The following is a 20244-nucleotide window of genomic DNA, read 5'->3' as shown; positions in this document are numbered from 1 at the left end:
TGTAGCTCATGAGTCCACCAGTGCCACTGGAGGCTCTAACGCCGAGTTCCGCTAACCACCCCGAGCCGAAGTTGTCGGAGGGCTGACGAACGGCTGCTTTTGGGAAGCGCCGACGGCGGTCCGAGCGACTGGGTTGGGTCGTAGGCGGAACGTCTGCTTTCGGGAGAAAAGCCAAAGGCCGCTCTCCATCCTGCGCAGACACAAACGGTCTCGCGCAACGAGCGCTCAGCCGGACGACAGGAGGTCGGGCAGGCGTGAAAGGTCGGCGAGCGTGGCGTGCGGCGGCCAGTCGGGATTCGGCGGTTCGCCGATCCGGTCGATCCAGACGGAGCGGATGCCGAGTTCGTGGCAGACCTTCAGGTCGGTGAACTGCCCCATGCCGACGTGGATGGTCTCCTCCTTCGTCACGCCCAGGGTCCGGTAGGCGTGCAGGAAGAGCCCGTGATCGGGTTTGTAGGCCCGCGCCTGCTGGGCTGTGACGACGAAGTCGATCGGAACCCCGATCGCCGCGATGGTGCCTGCGATCAGGTCGTCGTCCGTGTTGCTGATGACCGCGAGGCGGTAGCGTGCGCGGAGGCGATCGAGCGCCGAGGGAACCTCGGGGTGCGGCTCGATCCGGCTCAGGATCGTCAGCAGGGTGTCCTCATCCTCGGGCTTGGCCGGATGTCCGGCCTCGGCGAGCGCCTCGGCCAGGGCGGATCGCAGGACGGATTTGTACTCGCGGAAGGGGGAGCGCTGCTGCCGATCCACGGCGATGCTCCGCAACCGGTCGGCCAGAGCGGCCGACCGGTCCTGCGCATCGGTCTTCGGGAGGCGTCCGGCGAGGATCGCGCGGGCCGCCGACCGGACGGCGTCATGCCATTGAACCAAGGTCCCATAGCAATCGAAGGTGATGATCTTCGGCACGGGTTGCAGGTGCAGCATGGCTCTTCCAATTCGGCGCCCCGCCGGCAGCCCTGGCTGGACTGTCTCGGGCGGCAACGTCCGCTGTCCATCCAGTCTCGGACATTGTGCCATCCGACCACCCGTGCCGTCGACTCGCGCGATCGGGTCCGGACGATCGGTGCTCATCCCGCCTTCGTCGGGCGGCGAGCCGGGGCGCGGCTGCGCCGTGCCAGGGCCCTGGCCCCTTGCGTCCCGGCCCCCGTCCGTTACCTCGGCTGTCCGAGGATCGCCCGGGAGGCCCGCTTGAGCACGCGCATCGACCTGACCGCGCCGGACGGCACAACGGCCACGCTGTCCACCCACGGGGCCGAACCGGTCTCCTGGAAGGTCGGCGGGACCGAGTATCTGTGGAGCGGCGACCCGGCGCATTGGAACCGGCACGCCCCCTGGCTCTTCCCGGTGGTCGGCGCCTCGGCCGGCGGCCAGGTGCGGGTCGGATCCGCGCGCTACCCGATGGCGCAGCACGGCTTCGCCCGGGATCTGCCATTCGCGGTGGTGGAGCGCAGCACCGACGCGGTGACCCTGCGTTTGGTCGACGGGCCCGAGACCCGGGCGCATTACCCCTTCGCCTTCCGGCTCGACATCGCCGCCCGGGTCCGCCCGGCCGGCCTCGATCTCGACGTGACCGTGGTCAATCCCGGCGCCGAGCCCCTGCCCTACGCGCTCGGGTTCCACCCGGCCTTCCCGTGGCCCTTCGCGGGCGGCACGCGGGCGAAGGATGGCGGCTACGCGGTCGAATTCGAGCAGGAAGAGCGCCCGTTCGCGCCCCAGGTCGGCCCCGGCGGCCTGCTGCTGCGCGCGGAGCAGCCGATCCCGATCACGGGCCATACGCTGCCCCTCGACCCAAGCATCTTCACCGAAGCGTTCGTGTTCCGGAACGCGAAAAGCCGCCGGATGCGCTTCACCGGGCCCGGAAAGGCGATCCGGATGGAGATGGAGGATTTCCCGCACCTCGCCGTCTGGACCAAGCCGACCGCGCCGTTCCTGTCGCTGGAATGCTGGACCGGCTATGCCGACTGGGCGGATTTCTCCGGGCCCCTCGCGGCGCGCGATTCGCAGCGCCTGCTGCCGCCGGGGGCGCAGGCGCGCCACGGCGTCCGCCTGACCCTGGAAGGCTAGGGCTTGCGCGTCTGGGTCGCCCGGCCCGAGCCGGGGGGCGCCCGGACCGGCGCGGCCCTGGCGGCGCGCGGGCATACGGCCCTCGTCGCCCCCGTGCTGGCGGTGCGGCCGACCGGCGCGGCGCTGCCAGACGGCCCCTTCGGCGGGCTGCTGCTCACCAGCGCCAATGCGGTGCCGGCGCTCCGGGACGCGGCGTCCTTGCGCGGGCTGCCGGTCTTCACGGTCGGTGCCCGGACCGCCGCGCTCGCCGGTGCGGCCGGGCTCGGGCCGGTCCGGGAGGGGCCGGGCGACGCGGCCGGGCTCGCCGCCCTGGTCGCCGCAGTGCTGCCCGCCGGCGCCTGCCTGCTCCACGCCGCCGGGACCACGCGCAAAGCCGAGCCCGCAGCGAGCCTGACGGCGGCCGGATTCACGGTCGTGGTCGTCGAGGCCTACGCGGCGGCGCCCGTGCCCACCCTGCCCGCCTCCGTGAGCGACGCGCTCGCGGCCGGGGACCTCGATGCCGTGCTGCATTATTCCCGCCGCAGTGCGGCCGTCGCGCTCGCGCTCGCGGACGGATCGGGACACGGCGGAGCTTTCCGCCGCCTGAGGCATTACTGCCTGTCGGTTGATGTCGCGTTCCCCCTGGAAGCCGCCGGTATACCGGTCCATGTCGTCGCGGCACGACCGCGGGAAACGGACCTGCTCGATGCCCTCGCGTCACCCCCCGGTGGCGGTGCGCGGTGACAGCGGGCCAGAGCCGCCGTATCTCGCCCTCGCGCCCCGTGCCGCCGCGGTGCTACGGGGGCGCGGCGACGCCGAAGAGTTGGAGGACTTGCCCGTGACGCCACCACCCAGCGACGCCGACAAGCCCGGAACTGGCATTCCGAAGCCGGGCGGCATGCCGTCCACGCCCGGGCCGCAGCCCGATCCCGCTCGGACGGAGGCCAAGCCAGGCGATACGAGGTCCGGCGACGCGAAGCCCGGGGCGAAATCGCCGACTCCCACGGTCGGCGGCGTCAAACCCGCACAAGTCTCTCCGAATCAGGCGCCGAGTCCGGCCCCGGGCGTTCAGGCGGGCACGCCGCCCAAGCCGGCGACCGATCCGGTCGTGATCGCCAGGCCGGGCGGAGCCAGCGCAGCCGATGGCAAGCCGGAAGCCGGCAAACCATCTGCCGCCGTGAGTGCCGGCGACGGCTCGAAGCCGGTTGCGGGAGCGCCAGGCGGGCCGGGTGTTGGCAAGGCCGAGCCGTCGCAGCCCGGCGCCCCAGCGTCATCCACCTCCGAGGCCGCCAAGGCGGCTTCGACCGCGGCCGGCGTGAAAACCGAAGCCGGCAAGCCTGAATTGAGCAAGCCTGAATCTGCCAAGCCTGAAGCCGCCAGATCGGATCCGGCGAAGCCCGGCCAGCCGCAGGCGGGGAGCGGTCCTCGTCCGGGTGCCGCCGCACCCGGTGCCGCGGCCGCCGCGTTGACGGCCGGCCCGATCCTCGACCTGAAGGCCAAGCGCATTCCCGATCCGCCGACGCCCGGGAAGGAGCCGCCCAGGGATAGCGCTAAGGATAGCCCCAAGGACGGACCGAAGGACGCTGCCAAGGAGCCTCCGAAGGGGCCGGTTCCCGGCGCCCCGGCCCTGACTGTGGCGAACCCGCCGGCCGGACGGGCCCGGGCCGGGTTCGGCTCCCTGGCGGCGGCCGGCCTGATCGGCGGCCTGATCGGGGCGGGGGCGCTGTTCGGTGCCGAGCGGGCCGGTCTCGGCGGGGCTCTGCGCCCGAACGCCACCGACCCGTCCCTCTCCGGCCAAGTCGCGTCCCTCGACAAGCGCGTGGACGGTCTCGCGCCGCGCGACGCCGTCGCCGACCTCGACAAGCGGGTCGCCGCCGCCGAAGCTGCGGCCCGGCAGGCGCTGGAGAAGGCTCCGGCCCCCGGCGCAGTCGCGACGGACGGGCAGGCCCCCGCGGCGGCCGCGGCCCTGCCAGCCGATCTCGCGGCGCGCCTCGACAGCCTCGATCAGCGGGTAGCCGCGCTTCAGGAGGAGCCCGGCCGGGATCAGGGGAGCGATGCAAAGCTCGGCGCGGCCCAGGCCGGCGACCCCAAGCCGATCGCCGATCTCGACGCGCGGGTGAAGGCGCTCGAGGCCGATCAGCCGAACAAGGGTGAGGCGGCCGAGGCATCGAAAAAGATCGCTGCCCTGCAGGGCGAGATCGAGCAGAAGACCAAGGCCAATGCCGAGGCCGACGCCGCCCTCGGCCAGCGCGTCGATACGCTGCAGCAGAACCTCGATACCAGGGTGAAGGCGGCAACCGAGGCGGTCCAGGCGGCGACGCAGGCGAGTCGCACCGCCGCCGAGGCCGGGCAGGCCCAGGCCGCCGAGGCCACGAAGGCGGTCGATCGCCGCCTGCAGGAGCAGGCCGACAAGATCGCCGCCCTGGACAAGGGTCTGGCCCAGCGGGCCGAGGTCGCCACCGTCCAGGCGGCCCTGCGGGTCGTGGTGGCCGACCGGGTGGCGTCCGCGCTGGCGGCCGGCATGCCCTACGCCGAGCCGCTCGCGACCCTGCGCAAGCTCGACCCGGGTGCGGAGGCTCAGGCCACGGCGCTCGCGCCCTTCGCCGACAAGGGCGCACCGACCACGGCCCAGCTCGCCAACGACTTCCGGCCGATCGCCGAGCAGATCGCCGCCAAGCGCCGGTCGCTGCGGGCCAAAAGCGCAGCCGAGACCGGCGATTTCCGCACCAAGCTCCTGAGCATGGCCGACGGTCTGGTGCAGGTGCGCAAGGTCGATGCGCCCGCCTCGACGTCGGAGGCGTCCGACGAGCCCGAAGCCAAGGTCCAGGCGGCCCTCGACCGCGGCGACCTGCCGGCGGCGTCCGCGGCCTTCGCGGCCCTGCCGGCCGAAGCGCGGGACCAGGCCGGCGATTTCGCCGCCAGGCTCACGGCCCGGGCCGCCGCCGAGGAGGCCGTGCGGACGCTGCTCGCCGGCGCCTTCAAGGCCCTGCCGACCGACCAGGCCGCCGGGGCCGCGCCGGCGGCGGCGCCCGGCCGCTAGGCGTGACGGCGCCGATCCGCGCGTCGCGCGGCTGCATCCCCTCCGGCCGGGCGTTCAGGCGCCCGACCTCTCCCGCACCCAGCGGCGGCCGCCCGGCGGCCGTCGACAGGAGACACTGACCCCATGTGGCGCGCCCTCGCCTTCCTGGCCCTGCTCGCACTCGCCGCCTTCGGGGCGGTCTGGATCGCCGACCGGCCCGGCACCGTCACCGTCGTCTGGAACGGCTACCAGATCGGCACCAGCCTCGCGGTCGCCCTGGTGGGGGTGATCGCGGCCGCGATCGTCCTCGGCCTGCTCTGGGCGATCGTGCGCGGCGTGATCGGCCTGCCCGAGGCGCTGGTGCGCGGCTCGGCCGAGCGCCGCCGGGCCAAGGGCTTTTCCGCCCTGTCGCGCGGGATGGTGGCGGTGGGCTCGGGCGATCCGCTGGCCGCCCGTCGCTATGCCGGGGATGCCGAGCGGCTGCTCGGACCCGAGCCGCTGACCCTCCTGCTCAAGGCCCAGGCGGCACAGATTTCCGGCGACCGGGACGCGGCCGAGAGCGCCTTCCAGCGCATGGTCGATGATCCGGAGACCCGGGTGCTCGGCCTGCGCGGCCTGTTCGTGGAGGCGCGCCGCCGCGAGGACGAGACCGCCGCCCGCGCCTACGCGGTGGAGGCGGCCCGCCTCGCCCCGAGCGTGACCTGGGCCAACGAGGCGATGCTGGAGGCGCACTCCGCCGACGGCGACTGGGCCTCGGCCCTGGAGACCATCGAGCGGCGCTCCTCGCTCGGCCTGATCGACAAGGCGACCGCGAGGCGCCAGCGGGCGGTGCTTCTTACGGCGATCGCCGGCGAGCGCGAGGCCGGGGAGCCCGAACTCGCCACCGAGCGGGTGCTGCAGGCGGTCAAGCTCGCCCCCGATCTGGTTCCGGCGGCCTGCATTGCCGGGCGCCTGCTGTCCCGTAAGGGCGACCTGCGCAAGGCCGCCAAGGTCGTCGAGGCGGCCTGGAAGGCCAATCCGCATCCCGACTTGGCCGCGGTCTATCTCGGCCTGCGCACCGGCGATTCGGTCCGCGACCGCCTGGCCCGGGCCGAGACCCTGGCGAAACTGTCCTCCTGGGACCCGGAGGCGCGTCTTGCCGTGGCGCAGGCGGCGCTCGATGCTCGGGATTACGGCCGCGCCCGGGAAGCCGTGAAGCCGTTGCTCGCCGACCGGCCGACCGTCCGCTCGAGCCTGATGATGGCGGCGATCGAGGAGGCCGAGCACGGCGTGGCGTCGGGCCAGGCCCGCGAGTGGCTGTCCCGGGCGGCCCGGGCGCCGCGCGATCCAGTCTGGATCGCCGACGGCATCGCCTCCGAGACCTGGGCGCCGGTCTCACCGGTCACGGGACGCCTCGACGCCTTCGCGTGGCGCGAGCCGCCGAACACGCTGGCGGCCTCCACCCCCGCGGTGGAGCCGGAGGAACCCGAAGCGCCGCAGCCCGTTCTCGTGCCGGCCGAGCCGAAATCGGCTTCCCCGCTTCCGACCATCATGCCCGCCCGCAGCAAACCGACTGCGCCGGGAGCCGATGCGGTCTCCGCCGGGATGGCCGCAGCCGCGGCCCCGGCCTCCGGGGAGAGCGCGGTGCGCCGGATCGGGTGACCGAATGACCGGACGACGGATCCGGCTCTAGCCGGGCAACAAAATAGGAGGTGCGGAGATATCAGTCTTGTGTCGAACTTTTCCTTGGGCCGTGCGGTTACGTTGACGGCAGTTGCTGATACTGCGTATTTTGTTGCTGATGCAGCCTTACGCCGACCGAGGATCCGACCATCTGTTCTCCGTTCCACCCCCTTGCCGCGCCGATGATCCGGCGGGGCTCTGTCCAGGCTTTGGCCCGGTCCGTTCACTCATGACGGCCGCGGTCCATAACGAAGCCGAGCCGCGCCGGCAGGTCGGAGCCCTGCCGTTCCAGCAGGGGCGCGACGGTGAGGATCGGATTCTGCTGGTGACCTCCCGAGAGAGCCGGCGCTGGGTGATCCCGAAGGGCTGGCCGATGAAGGGCCGCAAGCCGTTCGAGGCGGCGGCACGCGAAGCCTACGAGGAAGCCGGCCTGCGCGGCGATGTCGGCAAGCGCCCGCTCGGCTATTATGTCTACCAGAAGCGCCTGAAGAACCTCGATGCGGTTCTGTGCCAGGTCAAGGTGTTCCCGCTCAAGGTTCGCAAGCAGCTCAAGACCTTCCCCGAGGTCAATCAGCGCGAGCTGCGCTGGTTTACCCCAGCCGAGGCTGCCGAGGCCGTGTCCGAACCCGGCCTCGCGGCGATCATTCGTGCAAGCTGCCGGCAGGTTAAGGCGACGGGCACGTAACCCACCGTTGCCAAGCCGTCGCCGATCCGTTATTGCCCCCCTCAGCCGGACGGACACGCCCCCACGCGGGGTCGCCACGGCGCTTGCTGCGGTAGCTCAGTGGTAGAGCACTTCATTGGTAATGAAGAGGTCGAGAGTTCAATCCTCTCTCGCAGCACCAGAATTTCTCGTTACTGACTGTTCGGTTCAGGATCGCCGCGGGCTATAGCGTGAAGCCTTGCGCTGATCGTTGAGCTTGCGCCGCGGATCGGCGGAGGGGCGGCTCCCGGCGATGCCGATGACGGCGCGTCGATGCATCCGCTTGGGGATGGTGCGGACGTGAACACGACGGCCCTTTTCACCATGGTGGGCATCGTCGTCGGCTGGGTCATCCTGGCCGGGGCCGCGCTGCTGTCCGGCCGGATCGCCACCTTCGCGTTCATGGTCCTGACGGTGGTGGCGCTGTTCCTCTACGTGCCCTGGGTCAGGCTGCGCGCCAGCGGCATCGAAGGCTCCAGCCGGCCGGTCCGGTTCTGGACCAATGTCGCGATGCTGATGGTCAGCCTCGCGGCCTGCCTGGCTTTCGCCGTGATGCTGGCCCGGCGGATCGGCTTTCTGTAGCCGATCTGCGCCACCGGCATCATCCCGTTCGAAGGGTCCGGATTTCACAAGCCGTCGCCAGGCTCGCGATCGGCGCCACCCGGACGCCGACCCGACGCTGCGTCGTGCGGCGCCCTCAGTGCTTCGTCAGACTGTCGAGGGTCTCGTTCTGCCCGAGCGTGTCGGAGAACCGGCCCAGCCGGCTGAGGCTCGGCTCGTTCAGGCCGCCGGCATTGGCGAAGGTGGCCAGCGCGATGCCCACCAGAAAGCTGGCTTCCTCCGCGGTGACGGCCCGGCCGCTCAGCGTGCTGGCCGCGCCGCGCACGGCGAGTACGGCCTGCTGGAACGCCGGGTCGCTCTGCAGCTCCGCCAATCGGGTCATGTGGGCTCTCTCTTGGATCGAAGTGGGATGTCTGGATGCCTTGCCGGAGCCTTTGGGACCAGGGCGCGGCGGTATCAAGCGGTGCCGCGCCTGCGTCCCGTGTCCGGGCCGATGTCAGCGGCAATCTGGGTCGAAACCGCACGATCGACCGTCATAAGCGTCACGCTAGGCGGGTTTCACATCATGGATCAAGGTTTCCACACGGCTGCCGGACGATCGATATCGGAGCGAGCCATTGCCAACCTAGTCCTCCGAAAAAAGGCCGGCCCGCGCACCGATGGCCGGAACCGGGCCCCGGGGTCACGACCGGTAAACCCTTCGCCCTGAGGATAGCCGGGCTATCATCCAGCCACAGGGTCGTTGTTCCAGCATGTCGTCACGCTTGTTGACTCACGGAACCGTCGTGCTCGGCCTCCTGCTGATGCCCTGGCCGGCGGAGGCGCGGACCGGCGTCTCGCCCGCGGTGCGTGACTGGCTGTCCGCACTCGTCACGCGGATCGATGCGGTCGATCGCACCGATCGGCACACCAACGCCAGGGGGGCGGCCGGCACGGTGGTGGTGCGCGTCGAGATCACCGCCGACGGGTCGGTGCGTCAGGCCGAGATCGAGCGCGGCTCGGGCTCGCGCGGCCTCGACCGGCGGGCGCTGCGGGCGGTGCAGAGGGCGAGCCCGTTCAAGGCACCCCCGGCCGAGCTTTTGGCCGAGACTGGAGTGGCCGACCTCAGCGTTCCGGTTCAGTTCGGCCGCTGAGCTTCCGCACTCGGCGAGCTGGGCCGGGTGGGACGGCGCGCAGCCTTCGCCGAACGCAATCGAGACTGCGCCGCACGGACGCGAGGAAGCCGACGCTGCCGGTCGTCGTATCGTGACGGATCGTATCGATCGGGATGTGGGTCGTGATCGACGTCTATCCCGGCCGCCTTGCCTGGACCTGGTCGCCGGGTTCATCGATCGTCGTGGATGCCGGCTCCGATACAGGCACCCATGAGGTAGCCGGACTGGTGCGCCGCCAGATAGGCGAGCAGTATCAGGACCTTCGCGGCGTCGAGCATGGACGTCAGCGCCCAGAGCGGCAGGCATGTCAGGACGATCAGCACCGAACTCGCCACGATGGCCGGAGCCCGGTAGAGCCAGCCTTCCAGGATTCCGGCCGCGAACAAGAGGGCCGCGATAAGGAACAAGCTGGACCCTGTTCAGAGCAATAGCAGGATGTACGCGCCAATCTATACAATGGGCTGTAATTAGGAACTTAAATTTAGTGTCTCGGCTGAGCGTATATTTTTAGCGGCGCGATCGGGGGGGGCGGAGTTTGCCCGCACTCCGGATCTCGGGTCCGGTCACGGCCGCATGAAGGCCGAGACCGAAGCCCATGACGGTCGGCCGCCCGCATCCGGTGTCCCGGCCGAAGATGCGCCGTATCGAGCAGCCAAGGACGGACCGGTCTCGCCGGGACAGGCCCGAACCCGTCTGAACATTGATAAAATCGATTTCTGTTATCGATGACATCTGTTTGAATCATGATGCGGTGCAACGTAGATATCGCCTCGACACCGGGCTTCGAACCCGGACAACGAGAGGTATCCCCACCATGACCCTGCGCACCTTCCTAATCGCCGCCCTGGCCTCCATGCCGATGATCGGTTCCGCTCTGGCGGACGAGGCCATCACCCTGACGCCGCCGCTCTACCGCGAGCAGGCCCGCGGGACTTCGGCCGCCCGTCCCGCGACCGAACTGGCGACCACGCCGCGTCTCGTCCCGGCGGCCCCGACCGCGACCCGCGTCGTCACCGCGACCGCGCTGCCGACCCGCTGATGCGGGCCGGTGGGTCTCGACCGTGCATCCCGGATCCTACGATCCCGCTCCGGGATGCCGGGGCTGCGGCGCGCGCGTCAACGCCAGGACATCAACGCAAGGATTTGGCGCCGTTCCCGATTGCAACGCGCTCGATCCCGTCCCGGCAGCCGAGACTGACGATCCACTCGCGGGCGATGGCCTTGTCGCGGCGCGGACACCGTTGCAGGGCCGCCGCCAGGACCGGATCGAGAGGCGCCGCGAAGCGCGAGAGTGGGATCTCGCCGAGCGTGCGGCGGGTGAGCGTACTCACGGCATAGCTCGATCACCCCACCAGGAGCGCTTCCAGGTCGCAGATGTCGCCCGGGACCGGAATGGCGGTGATCTGGCGACGGCAATCCTGCAGCATGCGGTAGCGGCAGGTATGGCCGACCAGCAGCAGGTGGGCCGTGTCCGGCGCGGCGCCCGGGACCAGAACCTCGCTCTGCTTCGGAACCAGGCGTTCCCGCAGCGGAAAGTTGAAGTCGGGGGTGAGGTTTTTGGGAAGGGTCGCGTAGGCCGCCATGTCGGCCGGGCGAGCAGTGAGCATCGGTTCGTTCCAGCCTATCTGCGATGCACTCGCCCCGTATCGATTGAATAAAATTCGGCGGATCCATACAAAAAGGCCGCACGATGAGCTTATATCAGATTTAGATAGGTAATTATTTGCTGTGTCCGAAATCGTACCCAGGATTGTCGCCTATCTTATTGGGCCGAATAGTACTATATCTTCGCGATTGTTCGCCGAAATTTTGGGGCGCGAACGACTGAGAGACCACGTGCTCTTGCCCTGTTTGGGAGCAGCGCCGTGCTTCAGCTTCGCCAATCCGACATGCGCAACCGCCTTCTCGCGGCTCTGGCGCCGATGGACTTCGATCGCCTCGCCCCGGCTCTGGAGCGCCTGCCGCTCCACCTCCACGACACCCTGATTCGCGCCCATGAGCCGCTGTCGCACGCCTATTTCGTCGAGACCGGCCTGATCTCGCTCGTCGCCGCGACCGAGGGCGGTCGGATCGAGATCGGCCTCGTCGGCCAGGAGGGGCTGGCCGGCGTGTCGCTCGCGCTCGGGACCGATCACGGTCCCTTCCTGGGGATCGTGCAGGGCGGCGGTGAGGCTTTGCGCATCCCGGCGGCTGCCTTGCGCGAAGCGCTGCAAGCGGCCTCGGGCTTGCGGGGCGTTCTGGGCCGCTACGTCCTGAGCCTGATGATCCAGATGGGCTATACGGTCTACGCCAGCGCCGAGTTGAACGTCGAGGCGCGGCTCGCCCGCTGGATCCTGATGACCCACGACCGACTGAACTCCGAAGAGATGCCGCTCACCCAGGAGTTCATGGCGATGATGCTGGGCGTGCGCCGCACCGGCGTGACCGCCGCCCTGTATGTTCTGACCGGCGCCGGCATGGTCCGATCGAGCGAGGGACGCATCACCGTGCTCGACCGCGACAAGCTCAAGGATTTGGCCGGCGATACCTACGGGCCGGCCGAGGCCGAGTACGAGCGGCTACTGGCGGAAGCCTGATCAGAGTCCGCACCGTGCCCTGCCGCTTGCCGTCGAGACCCTGCGTCCGGCCCTGATCCGCAGGCCGGCCCCCAATGCGGCCGGCACAAAATTTAGGCCGCCTCCTGGATCGGCCGAGTCCTTGACCGCGCGCCCCAGCCCGAATTCGGTCTTTGCGGTCTCGAACGCCTTCTCGATCGCCCGGCCCCCGCCCTCGACCGCCACCAGGGTCGCGATCGACGTGCCCGCTCGGGGACCTCGAAAAGGCTCTCAGCCTGCCCGGATCGTGAGGAGGAACTGGCCGACCTCGGCCGAGAGCCGCTCCGACTGGCGCGACAGATCAGTGGCGGCGGCGAGGACGTGATCGGCCGCCGCCTCGGTTTGCTCCGAGGCCTGCGCGACCCTGACGATGTTGCCCGTCACCTCCTGCGCGCCCACGCTCGCCTGCGCGACGTTGCGGACGATCTCCAGCGTCGCCGACCCCTGTTCCTCCACCGCCGCCGCGATGGTCGCGGCGACCCCGTTGATCTGGCGGATCCGGTCCGTGATCGTGCCGACCGCGCCCACGGCCAAGCCGGTCGCGCCCTGGATCCGGCCGATCTGCTGGCCGATCTCCTCGGTCGCTTGCGCTGTCTGCTCAGCCAGCGCCTTCACTTCGGCGGCCACTACCGCGAAGCCGCGTCCGGCCGCGCCGGCCCGCGCCGCCTCGATCGTGGCGTTCAGTGCCAGCAGGTTGGTCTGGGATGCGATCGAAGCGATCAGTTGCACCACCGCATTGATCCTGGCGGTCGCCGCGCTCAGGTCCTGCACCAGCGCCCCGGTCTGATCGGCTTCGTCCGCCGCCTTCTGCGCGAGATCGGACGAACCGCGCACTTGCCGGGCGATCTCCTGCACGGAGGTCCCCAGCTCTTCGGTCGCGGCTGCGACCGTATCGACGTTGGCGGCGGCCTGCTCGGCGGCGGCCGCGACCGTCGTGGATCGGTTGGCAGTCTCCTGGGCGGTGGCGGTCATTCGGCGTGCGGTGCCCTGCAATTCGCCGGCCGAGGCCGCGACCTGCGCCACGATGCCGGCGACCGCCTGCTCGAAGGTCGCGGCCATCTGGTGCGTGACCGCCCGGCGCTGCGCCTCGGCGGAGCGCCGGGCCTCCATGGCCTCGTCCTCCAGGATCCGGGTGCGGATCAGGTTGTCCTTGAACACCTGCACGGCGCCCGCCATGGCGCCGATCTCGTCTTGGCGGTGCTGGGCCGGGATCGATACGGTGGCGTCGCCCGCCGCGAGCGCCCGCATGGATTGGATCATCGCCTGGATCGGTCGCAGCACCCGGCGGAAGACGATGACTATGCCGGCTCCTGCAAGCGACAGGGATGCTGCCATGAACAGGGCCGTTTGCACGAGCGTGAACCGAGCCTCGGCGGCGAGCGTCTGAGCTCGCTCGACCAGGGCGTCGAGGGCGGCGTCGGCCAAGTCGACGATCGTGTTCTGTTCCTCGATGTCCCGCGCCCGGGCGGTCTGGAACGTGATGTCGGGCGGCCTGCCCTGACCCAGCGCCTCGGTCAGGGTTTTGCGCCGCGTGGCGGCCTCGCCTTCGAAATTCAAGGCGTTGGCCTTGCGGAAGGCGGCGCGGACACGGTCCGGTACCCCGCCGGCAGCCGCCTCCGCGACGTCGGTCCAGGCTGCCGCGAGGCGCCCTCGCTCCTCGGCCGCGGTGATCGCCTCGGCCGGCGTCCAGCCGGTGCCACCGGCCAACGAGGTCTGGATCCGCGTCGCGACGACCCCGATCGCGGTGCGGGCCTTCCATGTGCTGCGCTTGGTGTCCAGATCGCTGGCCAGGGCGGTGTCCTGCCGCGGGATGGCGGCATCGACCGCCTCGTTCGCGGCCGCTAAGGCGCCCAGCAGAGCCTGGTACTTGGTCTCAGCGGCGTTCAAGGTAGCGGCGGCGCGTTGGGGTTTCGGCAGGGTGAGCGCCCCGCTGATCTCCGGACGCAGCGCGACGACAGCCTCGCTCGCGCGTCGGAGCGGCGCGGCGGTCGCCCGCACGTCCGGCACCGCCGCGGCCTCAAGCCATTTCAGAACCGCCTCGGCGGAACCGGTGACGCGCCGGCCTAGGGACTGGAGCGTCGCGCCGTCCGCCTCAGTGATGCGCGCGTCGGCCACGAAGGCTGTGAGGACGGTCGATCGCTCCCGGCGCGTCGCCAGCAAAGCTCCGAGAACCGACCGGCTGGCCTCGGTGAGCACGACGACTCGGCCGCTCCCGCTCGCCTGCTCGTGAACGCGGATCAAGGTCGCCGCGCCTGAGCCGAGGAGCATCGCGATCATCGCGAACAGGATCGCCGACAGCATCACGCCGATCGACAGCTTCGGGAGTCGGGGCATTGGATCGTCGGTCCTTCAGCATCGATGTGCATCGTGCCCGACGGCAACGGGCAGATCCTGCAGGGAGGCGGCCCCGGTCTGCGGCCGCCATCCCGGGGCCATGCTCGACGGCAGGTTCCGGTACGCGGCCGGTGGGACGTGCGCCGGCCTCGCCACGGTTCAACCCGCTGGCGGCGCGCTGCCGCCGTCCCCGCCCGGATTGCGCCGTTCCAGCTCGACCAGGAGGCCGGAATGGTCGAGGTCGCCCGCATGGGCGAGGAGGCCGCGGAACAGGTCGGCGGTCACCGCGGTGTAGGGCGTCTGGCCGACGGCGAGGCGCCGGGCGGCATCCAGGGCGTTGTCGAGATCCTTCAGATGCGTGACCGACCGGCCGCGGGTCGTGAAGTCGCGGTCGATCATGCGTCCGGCATGCAGATCGAGGACGCGGCTCTCCGCAAAGCCGCCGCGCAACGCCTCGCGCACCTTGGCCGGATCGGCCCCCCCGCGCTCCGCCAGCAGCAGCGCCTCGGCCACGGCTCCGATCGTCACCCCGACGATGATCTGGTTGGCGAGCTTGGCGAGTTGCCCGGCGCCGTGCGGCCCGACATGGACGGGGCGGCCCAGACCCGCAAGCACAGGTTCCGCGCGGGCGAAGGCATCCGGCTCGCCGCCGGCCATGATGGCGAGCGACGCGGCCTCCGCGCCCACGGTCCCGCCGGAAACCGGGGCATCGAGGTGGCCGACGCCGCGCGCCGCCAGGCGCAGGGCATGATCCTGGGCCTCGGCCGGCTTGATCGAGCTCATGTCGACCACGACCGCGCCGGCCGGCATCGCCTCGGCGGCTCCCGAGCCGAACAGGACCTGGTCGACGATCGGGCCGTTCTCCAGCATCAGGATGATCAGGTCCGCCCCCCGAACCGCGTCGGCGGCCGTCGCGGCGATCACGGCGCCGTCCGGTCGGAGTGCCTCGGCCTTGTCGCGGGACCGGTTCCAGGCGGTGACGGCCAGTCCGGCGCGCAACAGGTTGCGGGCCATCGGCGCGCCCATGAGCCCGGTGCCGAGGAAGGCGATGCGTCGAACAGCCTGCATGGGATGGTCCATGATCGAAGGGTCGAGGTCGAGGAACCGGATCGGGAGGCGGTCTCGCCTCACGCCGCCGGCACGGTCAGCGGAGCCGGCTGCGCGGCGCTTGCGACCTGTACGTGCGGCTTGATCCAGAAGGTCGCCGCCGCCCCCACCAGCAGGAGGCCGATCGAGCCCACGAACGGGAGCGTCCAGTTCTGGGTCGCGTCGATGATCAGGCCGAACAGGATCGGCGAGATGATGCCGGCGACCGCCGAGCCGGCGTTCATCAGCCCGCTCGCGGTGCCGGCGTAGCGCGGCGCCACATCCATGGGCACCGCCCAGATCGGGCCGATGGTCAATTCGATCATGAAGAACGCGCAGCTCAGGAACACGGCGATCCAGGTGAGATCCTTGGTGAACAGGACCGGGACCAGGAAGGCGGCGGCGCCCAGCAGGCTCACCAGGATGACCCGCGCGCGCGCGGCCGCGAGGCTGCCGGTGCGCTGGTAGACCCGGTCGCTGATGATGCCGCCGATCGTGTCGCCCGCGACGCCGGCGAAGAAGACCCCGGAGGAGAGGATCGCCGAGTCTTTGATATTGAGGCTGTAGCCGTGCTTGAAGAACAGCGGCAGCCACGTGAAGAACAGCCACCCGGTCCAGCCGTAACAAAAATAGACGATCATGGTCGGGGTCATACGGCGCACGAGGGCCATCCAGGGCACGCGATCGGCCGTGCCGTTGCTGAGTGCGTAGGGCGGGACATCCGCCAGGTCGCTGGGGACGACGCCGCGGTGGGTGCGGGGATCATCCCGGAAGTAGAGCCACCAGGCGACGACCCAGACCGCCGTGGCGAAGCCGAGGATCACGAACGAGCTGCGCCACGACAGGGCGAGGATCAGCGCAGCGACGAGGGGCGGCGTGACGGCGTTCCCCAGGCGCGAGCAGGAATGGGTGATGCCCTGGGCCAGGCCGCGCTTGCTCTTCGGCGTCCAGTTGGTCAGCGCCCGCCCGGCCGCCGGCAAGGCCGCGCCCTCGCCGAGCCCGAGCAGGAATCGGATGCCCAGCAGGGCGCTGAACCCTCCGACGAAGCCGGTGCTGACCGTCGCCACGACCCAGATCGCGCCGCAGACCAGCAAGGTGATGCGTGAGCCGAGCCGGTCCGAGATCCAGCCGCCGACGATCTGAAAGATCGCGTAGGAATACGCGAAGGCCGAGAACGCGAGGCCGAGCTGGGTGTGGGTGAGGCCCAGTTCCGATTGGATCGACGAGGCCGCCGTCGACAGGTTGACCCGGTCGACATAGAGCAGGAACGACATCACCGACAGCAAGAGCAGCACTTTGAGCGGCGCGCCGCCAACCCGGTAACCGAACATCGATCGCCCCCGCGTGATACCGTCGTCATGTCTGGCCGCGCCCGGTCGTCGTCCGGCGTGCCGCCTTGGAGCTGGAAGACGCCGGGTCAGGCGGCGATCCGCCCGGCCGCCATCTTGGCCGCGAGCAGCACCGCCGCCTTGGTGGCTCCGAAATTCGCGATGCCCCGCCCCGCGATGTCGTAGGCGGATCCGTGGGCGGGGGTGCAGATCGGGAACGGAAAGCCGCCGAGGAGGGTCACGCCGCGGTCGAAGCCGATCAGCTTCATGGCGATCTGACCCTGGTCGTGATACATGGTCAGGACGGCGTCGAAGGCCCCTTTGGTCGCCCGCACGAACACCGTATCGGGCGGGAACGGGCCCTGCGCGTCGATGCCGTCGCGCTGTCCCGCGAGCACGGCCGGGGCGATGATCTGGTCGTCCTCGTGGCCGAAATTGCCACCGTCCCCGGCATGCGGGTTGAGGCCTGCGACCGCGATCCGCGGGGACGCGAAGCCGCTGTCTCTCAGCGAACGGTCGGTGAGCCGGAGACCCTCGAGCACGGCCTCGTACGTGACGAGGGACGCCACGGCCGACAGCGGGACATGAGACGTGATCCGGGCGTTCCAGAGCCCGTCGAGGATATTGAATTCCTTGGCGACGATGTCCTCGCGACCCAGGACCTCGGCGGTAAAACCGATCTCGTCGTCGTAGGACGGATGCTCCAACCGCATCGCCGCCTTGTTGAACGGCGTGAAGCAGACGGCATCGGCCCGTCCCGAAGCGGCGAGCTCGATCGCGACGCGGAAGTTGCGCAGCGCGAAGGCGCCGCCGGCCCGCTGGACCTGACCCGGCGTGATCGTGGCGGGATCGAGGTGGCCGAGGTCGAAGAGCACCGGGCGCCCATCCGGCGCCGGGGGGACCGGCTCGGGCCGGACCTCGACGTCGAGGTCGAGGCCGGCCACGGCGGCGCCCTGCGCCAGCACACGGGCATCGCCGACGATCAGGAGCCGGGCTGCAGCCAGGATATCCGGATCGACCGCAGCCCTGGCCGCGAGTTCCGGCCCGATCCCCGCCGGATCACCGACGGCGAGCGCGAGCACGGGCAGGGTCCTGCCGGACGTCATGGCGGTCATGGTGCTTCCTCATCTGACGAAGAGACAACGGGATCATCAGCTTAGAGCAGGAGATTCTATCGCGGAGCCAGGCGTCCACCCCGGCCGCTGATGGCCGTATGGCGATCCCGAAGACCGGACTTGATTGGCTCGCAGCTTGGTCGAGGCCGGCGCGTCGTCGCGGAGGCCGGCCCCGAGTAGCGGATGGTCAGGGCGACGTCGCGCCGACGACCTCCTGCGGGCGGCCCGACCGCCAGACCTCGACGATCCGTGTGGTGTTGGCGATGTCCTCCGACGGATCCGCCGCCAGGATGACGAAGTCGGCGCGGCGGCCGGCTTCCAGGCGACCGCGATCGGCGAGGCCGAGCAGGTCGGCGGCCCGTGCCGTCGCCGTGTTGAGCGCCTGCATCGGGGTGAAACCCGCCTGAACCATGAGCGCGAGTTCGCGATGTTCGGCCACGCCCGGCACGCGCTCCGGGGTCGCCCCGCTGTCGGTCCCGAAGCCGATCCGGATGCCGGCCTCGGAGACCGTCTTCAGATTCGCGAGATTCATCGCCAGGGAGTCGCGCGCCGCCTGCGCCTTGGCGCTGGTGCGCGTCTCGCTCTGCCAGGCCGGATCATCGAAGCGGGCCTTGAGCTCGGGCGAGAGTGCCGTGCGGACGAAGGGAGTCTTCGCCCAGGCCGGACCTTCGGCGTAGACGAAGGTCGCGTCGTCGAGGGCCAGCGTCGCGACGTACCAGGTGTTGTGGGCCTTCAGCAGCGCGATGAAATCCGGATCGACCGGCTTGTCGCGGACGCCATGCGCCAGGACGTCGGCGCCGGCCTGGACCACCGCGCGGGCGTCCTCGAGGTCGTGCACATGCGCGGCGACGCGCAGGCCAAGCTTGTGCGCCTCGTCGATCACGGCTGTATAGACTGCGGGCTGTAGCTTGCCCGGCAACGTGCCGCCCACATCGTCGAGCCAGAGTTTGACGATGTCGGTGCCGCGCGCCTTCATGGTGCGGACGGCATCGCGGCCTTCCTCGGCGGTGGCGGGGCGAAGGATCTGATCGGACCCCATGTGGATCACCGCATCCGGGGGTTGGCCGCCCGTCACGCCGATGCCCCGGTCGACGCCGAACAGATCGGCGCCCGGGATCTTGCCGGCATGCGCCTCGGCGCGGAGCTGCGGGAGCAGGCCGCCGTTCAGCCCGAGCGCCATGACCGTCGTGACGCCCCGGGCCGCATAGGCTTTGAGCTGGCCGAGGATGTTCTCGCGGGTATAGTTCTCGGGCCCGACCGTGAGGCCTTTGACGATGCCGACATGAGAATGATCGGAGATCAGACCCGGCAGGATCGTACGGCCGCGCTGGTCGTGGATTTCGGCACCCGGCGGCACCGCGACCGCCGTGCGCGGGCCCGCCGCGACAATTCGATCGCCCTTGATGACCAGGACGCCATCCTCGATCGGTTGAGCGGCCGTTCCATCGATCAGGCGGGCGCCGGTAAAGACAAGTTCTTTTGCACAAATATCTCTACTACATAGTATTGAAAGAAACATAGCCAAAGCGGAATGAATGATCGTCCGATTCATCGACGCATGCCTCTAAAATAAAAACCATTTTATAGGGAATGATGAAGATTCGTTATGATTTTTTGCCAGCACAGTGATCATGATCGCTGTCCAGTATGATAATCTTAAGACATGTTTGCGCGATTTGTCAAATAAAGTTCCTTTTTAAACGAGGCGCAAAATAATATTTGAAGATAAATTTGATAAAGGCATCCTTACTGATAGCGTCTGACCGGAGAGAGTTCACCGCCCCGGATTTCTGCCGCCAATAATGGCACGCCTTGAACACGGCACACCTGGAGCGTGTTATGAACCGATTGGGGTTGATGGTGTTTGGGCGAGATGCGCGTGGATCACGCCGCCTGTCCGTCCGACATGTCCGATGAGGAATGGGCGTTGGTGGCGCCGTATCTGGCGCTTCTGCGGGAGAGTTCGGGGCACCGCGACCACGAACTGCGGGAGGTGTTCAACGGCTTGCGCTTCATCGTGAAGACGGGCGCCCCGTGGCGGTTCATGCCGCACGACCTGCCGACGTGGGCGGCGGTGTATCAGCAGACGCAGCGCTGGCTTTTACGCGGAATGCTTCACCGATGTGACCAGCGATCTGCGGGCGGTGCTGCGGATGGCGGGAGATCGCGAGCCGGAACCGTCGGCCGTGGCTCTCGACAGCCGGATGCTGCGCTCTTCGCCCGAGAGCGGCGAGCGGGTGGGCTATGACGGGGCTGAGCGCAAGCGGGGTTCGAAGGTGCATCTGGCGGTGGATACGCCCGGCCACGTGGTGGCGCTGCACGTCACCCCGGCCGATGCCGACGATCGCGGCGAGGTCGATCGCCTGACCGGCGCCGTGCAGGCGGAGACGGACGGGAGCGTCGAGACCGGCTTCGTCGACCAGGGCTACACCGGTGAGCGGGCGGCGGACGCGGCCCAGGCACACGGCATCGCCCTGGAGCTGGTCAAGGCGCCCGAGGCCAAGCGTGGATTTGTCCTGCTGCCGCGGCGCTGGGTGGTGGAGCGCTCCTTCGCCTGGGCGACGCGCTGTCGGGGTCTGGCCAAAAACTATGAGCGTTATGCCAGCACGCTCGCTTGTTTTCTCCTGATCGCTTTCGTCTGCCCC

19 protein-coding genes, 1 tRNA gene and 1 pseudogene are annotated in these 20244 nt (G+C 69.8%); 11 read left to right on the top strand and 10 right to left on the bottom strand.

The window, feature by feature from the left end; genetic code table 11:
* Positions 1-225 precede the first annotated feature (225 nt).
* Positions 226-924, bottom strand: coding sequence for an HAD family hydrolase (locus tag MKL11_RS01090; RefSeq protein ID WP_243939469.1), 699 nt, complete (start codon positions 922-924; stop codon positions 226-228).
* A gap of 264 nt (positions 925-1188) precedes the next feature.
* Here MKL11_RS01090 and MKL11_RS01085 point away from each other — a divergent pair, with 264 nt between their 5' ends.
* From MKL11_RS01085 to MKL11_RS01055, 7 genes are all read left to right on the top strand, one after another.
* Positions 1189-2064 carry an aldose 1-epimerase family protein gene (locus MKL11_RS01085; protein ID WP_243939467.1) on the top strand — a complete coding sequence of 292 codons (876 nt, stop codon included), beginning with the start codon at positions 1189-1191 and terminating at the stop codon, positions 2062-2064.
* A gap of 3 nt (positions 2065-2067) precedes the next feature.
* Entirely contained in the window at positions 2068-2787 is a 720-nt protein-coding gene (locus MKL11_RS01080; protein WP_243939466.1) for a uroporphyrinogen-III synthase, read from the top strand.
* A complete protein-coding gene (locus tag MKL11_RS01075) occupies positions 2750-5083 on the top strand; it encodes a translation initiation factor 2 (protein ID WP_243939465.1) in 2334 nt (777 codons plus the stop codon). The genes MKL11_RS01080 and MKL11_RS01075 overlap by 38 nt, the downstream gene beginning before the upstream one ends.
* A gap of 123 nt (positions 5084-5206) precedes the next feature.
* Positions 5207-6703 carry a heme biosynthesis protein HemY gene (locus tag MKL11_RS01070; RefSeq protein WP_243939464.1) on the top strand — a complete coding sequence of 499 codons (1497 nt, stop codon included), beginning with the start codon at positions 5207-5209 and terminating at the stop codon, positions 6701-6703.
* Positions 6704-6953: 250 nt separating this feature from the next.
* Entirely contained in the window at positions 6954-7409 is a 456-nt protein-coding gene (locus tag MKL11_RS01065; RefSeq protein WP_243939471.1) for an NUDIX hydrolase, read from the top strand.
* 85 nt (positions 7410-7494) lie between these two features.
* Positions 7495-7569: transfer RNA gene (locus tag MKL11_RS01060), tRNA-Thr, on the top strand.
* A gap of 158 nt (positions 7570-7727) precedes the next feature.
* Positions 7728-8009 (top strand): hypothetical protein, encoded by a 282-nt coding sequence (locus tag MKL11_RS01055; RefSeq protein WP_243939463.1) that lies wholly within the window; start codon positions 7728-7730, stop codon positions 8007-8009.
* Positions 8010-8124: 115 nt separating this feature from the next.
* Here the strand turns inward: MKL11_RS01055 and MKL11_RS01050 are convergent, their stop codons facing one another.
* Positions 8125-8370, bottom strand: a complete 246-nt coding sequence (locus MKL11_RS01050; protein ID WP_243939462.1) for a hypothetical protein — start codon at positions 8368-8370, stop codon at positions 8125-8127.
* 403 nt (positions 8371-8773) lie between these two features.
* Here MKL11_RS01050 and MKL11_RS01045 point away from each other — a divergent pair, with 403 nt between their 5' ends.
* Positions 8774-9121, top strand: a complete 348-nt coding sequence (locus tag MKL11_RS01045) for an energy transducer TonB (protein ID WP_243939461.1) — start codon at positions 8774-8776, stop codon at positions 9119-9121.
* A 191-nt stretch (positions 9122-9312) separates the two neighbouring features.
* Here the strand turns inward: MKL11_RS01045 and MKL11_RS01040 are convergent, their stop codons facing one another.
* Entirely contained in the window at positions 9313-9549 is a 237-nt protein-coding gene (locus tag MKL11_RS01040; RefSeq protein WP_243939460.1) for a hypothetical protein, read from the bottom strand.
* A 407-nt stretch (positions 9550-9956) separates the two neighbouring features.
* Here MKL11_RS01040 and MKL11_RS01035 point away from each other — a divergent pair, with 407 nt between their 5' ends.
* Positions 9957-10181, top strand: coding sequence for a hypothetical protein (locus MKL11_RS01035; RefSeq protein ID WP_243939459.1), 225 nt, complete (start codon positions 9957-9959; stop codon positions 10179-10181).
* 91 nt (positions 10182-10272) lie between these two features.
* On the opposite strand, the gene MKL11_RS01030 is transcribed toward MKL11_RS01035, so the two are convergent.
* Together MKL11_RS01030 and MKL11_RS01025 are read right to left on the bottom strand one after the other, a co-directional pair.
* On the bottom strand, positions 10273-10473 hold the full coding sequence (locus MKL11_RS01030; RefSeq protein ID WP_243939458.1) for a hypothetical protein: 201 nt from the start codon (positions 10471-10473) through the stop codon (positions 10273-10275).
* Positions 10474-10485: 12 nt separating this feature from the next.
* A complete protein-coding gene (locus tag MKL11_RS01025) occupies positions 10486-10749 on the bottom strand; it encodes a hypothetical protein (protein ID WP_243939457.1) in 264 nt (87 codons plus the stop codon).
* A 258-nt stretch (positions 10750-11007) separates the two neighbouring features.
* Between MKL11_RS01025 and MKL11_RS01020 the strand changes: the two genes are divergently transcribed.
* Positions 11008-11718 (top strand): Crp/Fnr family transcriptional regulator, encoded by a 711-nt coding sequence (locus MKL11_RS01020; RefSeq protein ID WP_243939456.1) that lies wholly within the window; start codon positions 11008-11010, stop codon positions 11716-11718.
* A gap of 249 nt (positions 11719-11967) precedes the next feature.
* Here the strand turns inward: MKL11_RS01020 and MKL11_RS01015 are convergent, their stop codons facing one another.
* From MKL11_RS01015 to MKL11_RS00995, 5 genes are all read right to left on the bottom strand, one after another.
* The gene (locus MKL11_RS01015) at positions 11968-14070 is read right to left on the bottom strand and encodes a methyl-accepting chemotaxis protein (protein WP_243939455.1); all 2103 of its coding nucleotides are present in this window, start codon (positions 14068-14070) and stop codon (positions 11968-11970) included.
* A 159-nt stretch (positions 14071-14229) separates the two neighbouring features.
* On the bottom strand, positions 14230-15138 hold the full coding sequence (locus tag MKL11_RS01010; RefSeq protein WP_243939454.1) for an NAD(P)-dependent oxidoreductase: 909 nt from the start codon (positions 15136-15138) through the stop codon (positions 14230-14232).
* Positions 15139-15197: 59 nt separating this feature from the next.
* Positions 15198-16487: an MFS transporter gene (locus MKL11_RS01005; RefSeq protein WP_243939446.1), complete on the bottom strand. Its 1290-nt coding sequence runs from the start codon at positions 16485-16487 to the stop codon at positions 15198-15200.
* Positions 16488-16573: 86 nt separating this feature from the next.
* On the bottom strand, positions 16574-17599 hold the full coding sequence (locus tag MKL11_RS01000) for a 4-hydroxythreonine-4-phosphate dehydrogenase PdxA (RefSeq protein WP_243939444.1): 1026 nt from the start codon (positions 17597-17599) through the stop codon (positions 16574-16576).
* A 187-nt stretch (positions 17600-17786) separates the two neighbouring features.
* The gene (locus MKL11_RS00995; RefSeq protein ID WP_279600168.1) at positions 17787-19118 is read right to left on the bottom strand and encodes an amidohydrolase family protein; all 1332 of its coding nucleotides are present in this window, start codon (positions 19116-19118) and stop codon (positions 17787-17789) included.
* Between the two features lie 354 nt (positions 19119-19472).
* On the opposite strand from MKL11_RS00995, the pseudogene MKL11_RS00990 reads away from it, so the two are divergent.
* A pseudogene (locus MKL11_RS00990) lies at positions 19473-20244 on the top strand (IS5 family transposase); the annotation flags it as partial.

This window comes from Methylobacterium sp. J-077, assembly GCF_022829365.1.
Classification (GTDB): domain Bacteria; phylum Pseudomonadota; class Alphaproteobacteria; order Rhizobiales; family Beijerinckiaceae; genus Methylobacterium.
The sequence above is the reverse complement of the archived record's forward strand: the minus strand, read 5'-3'. Positions and strand labels throughout refer to the sequence as shown.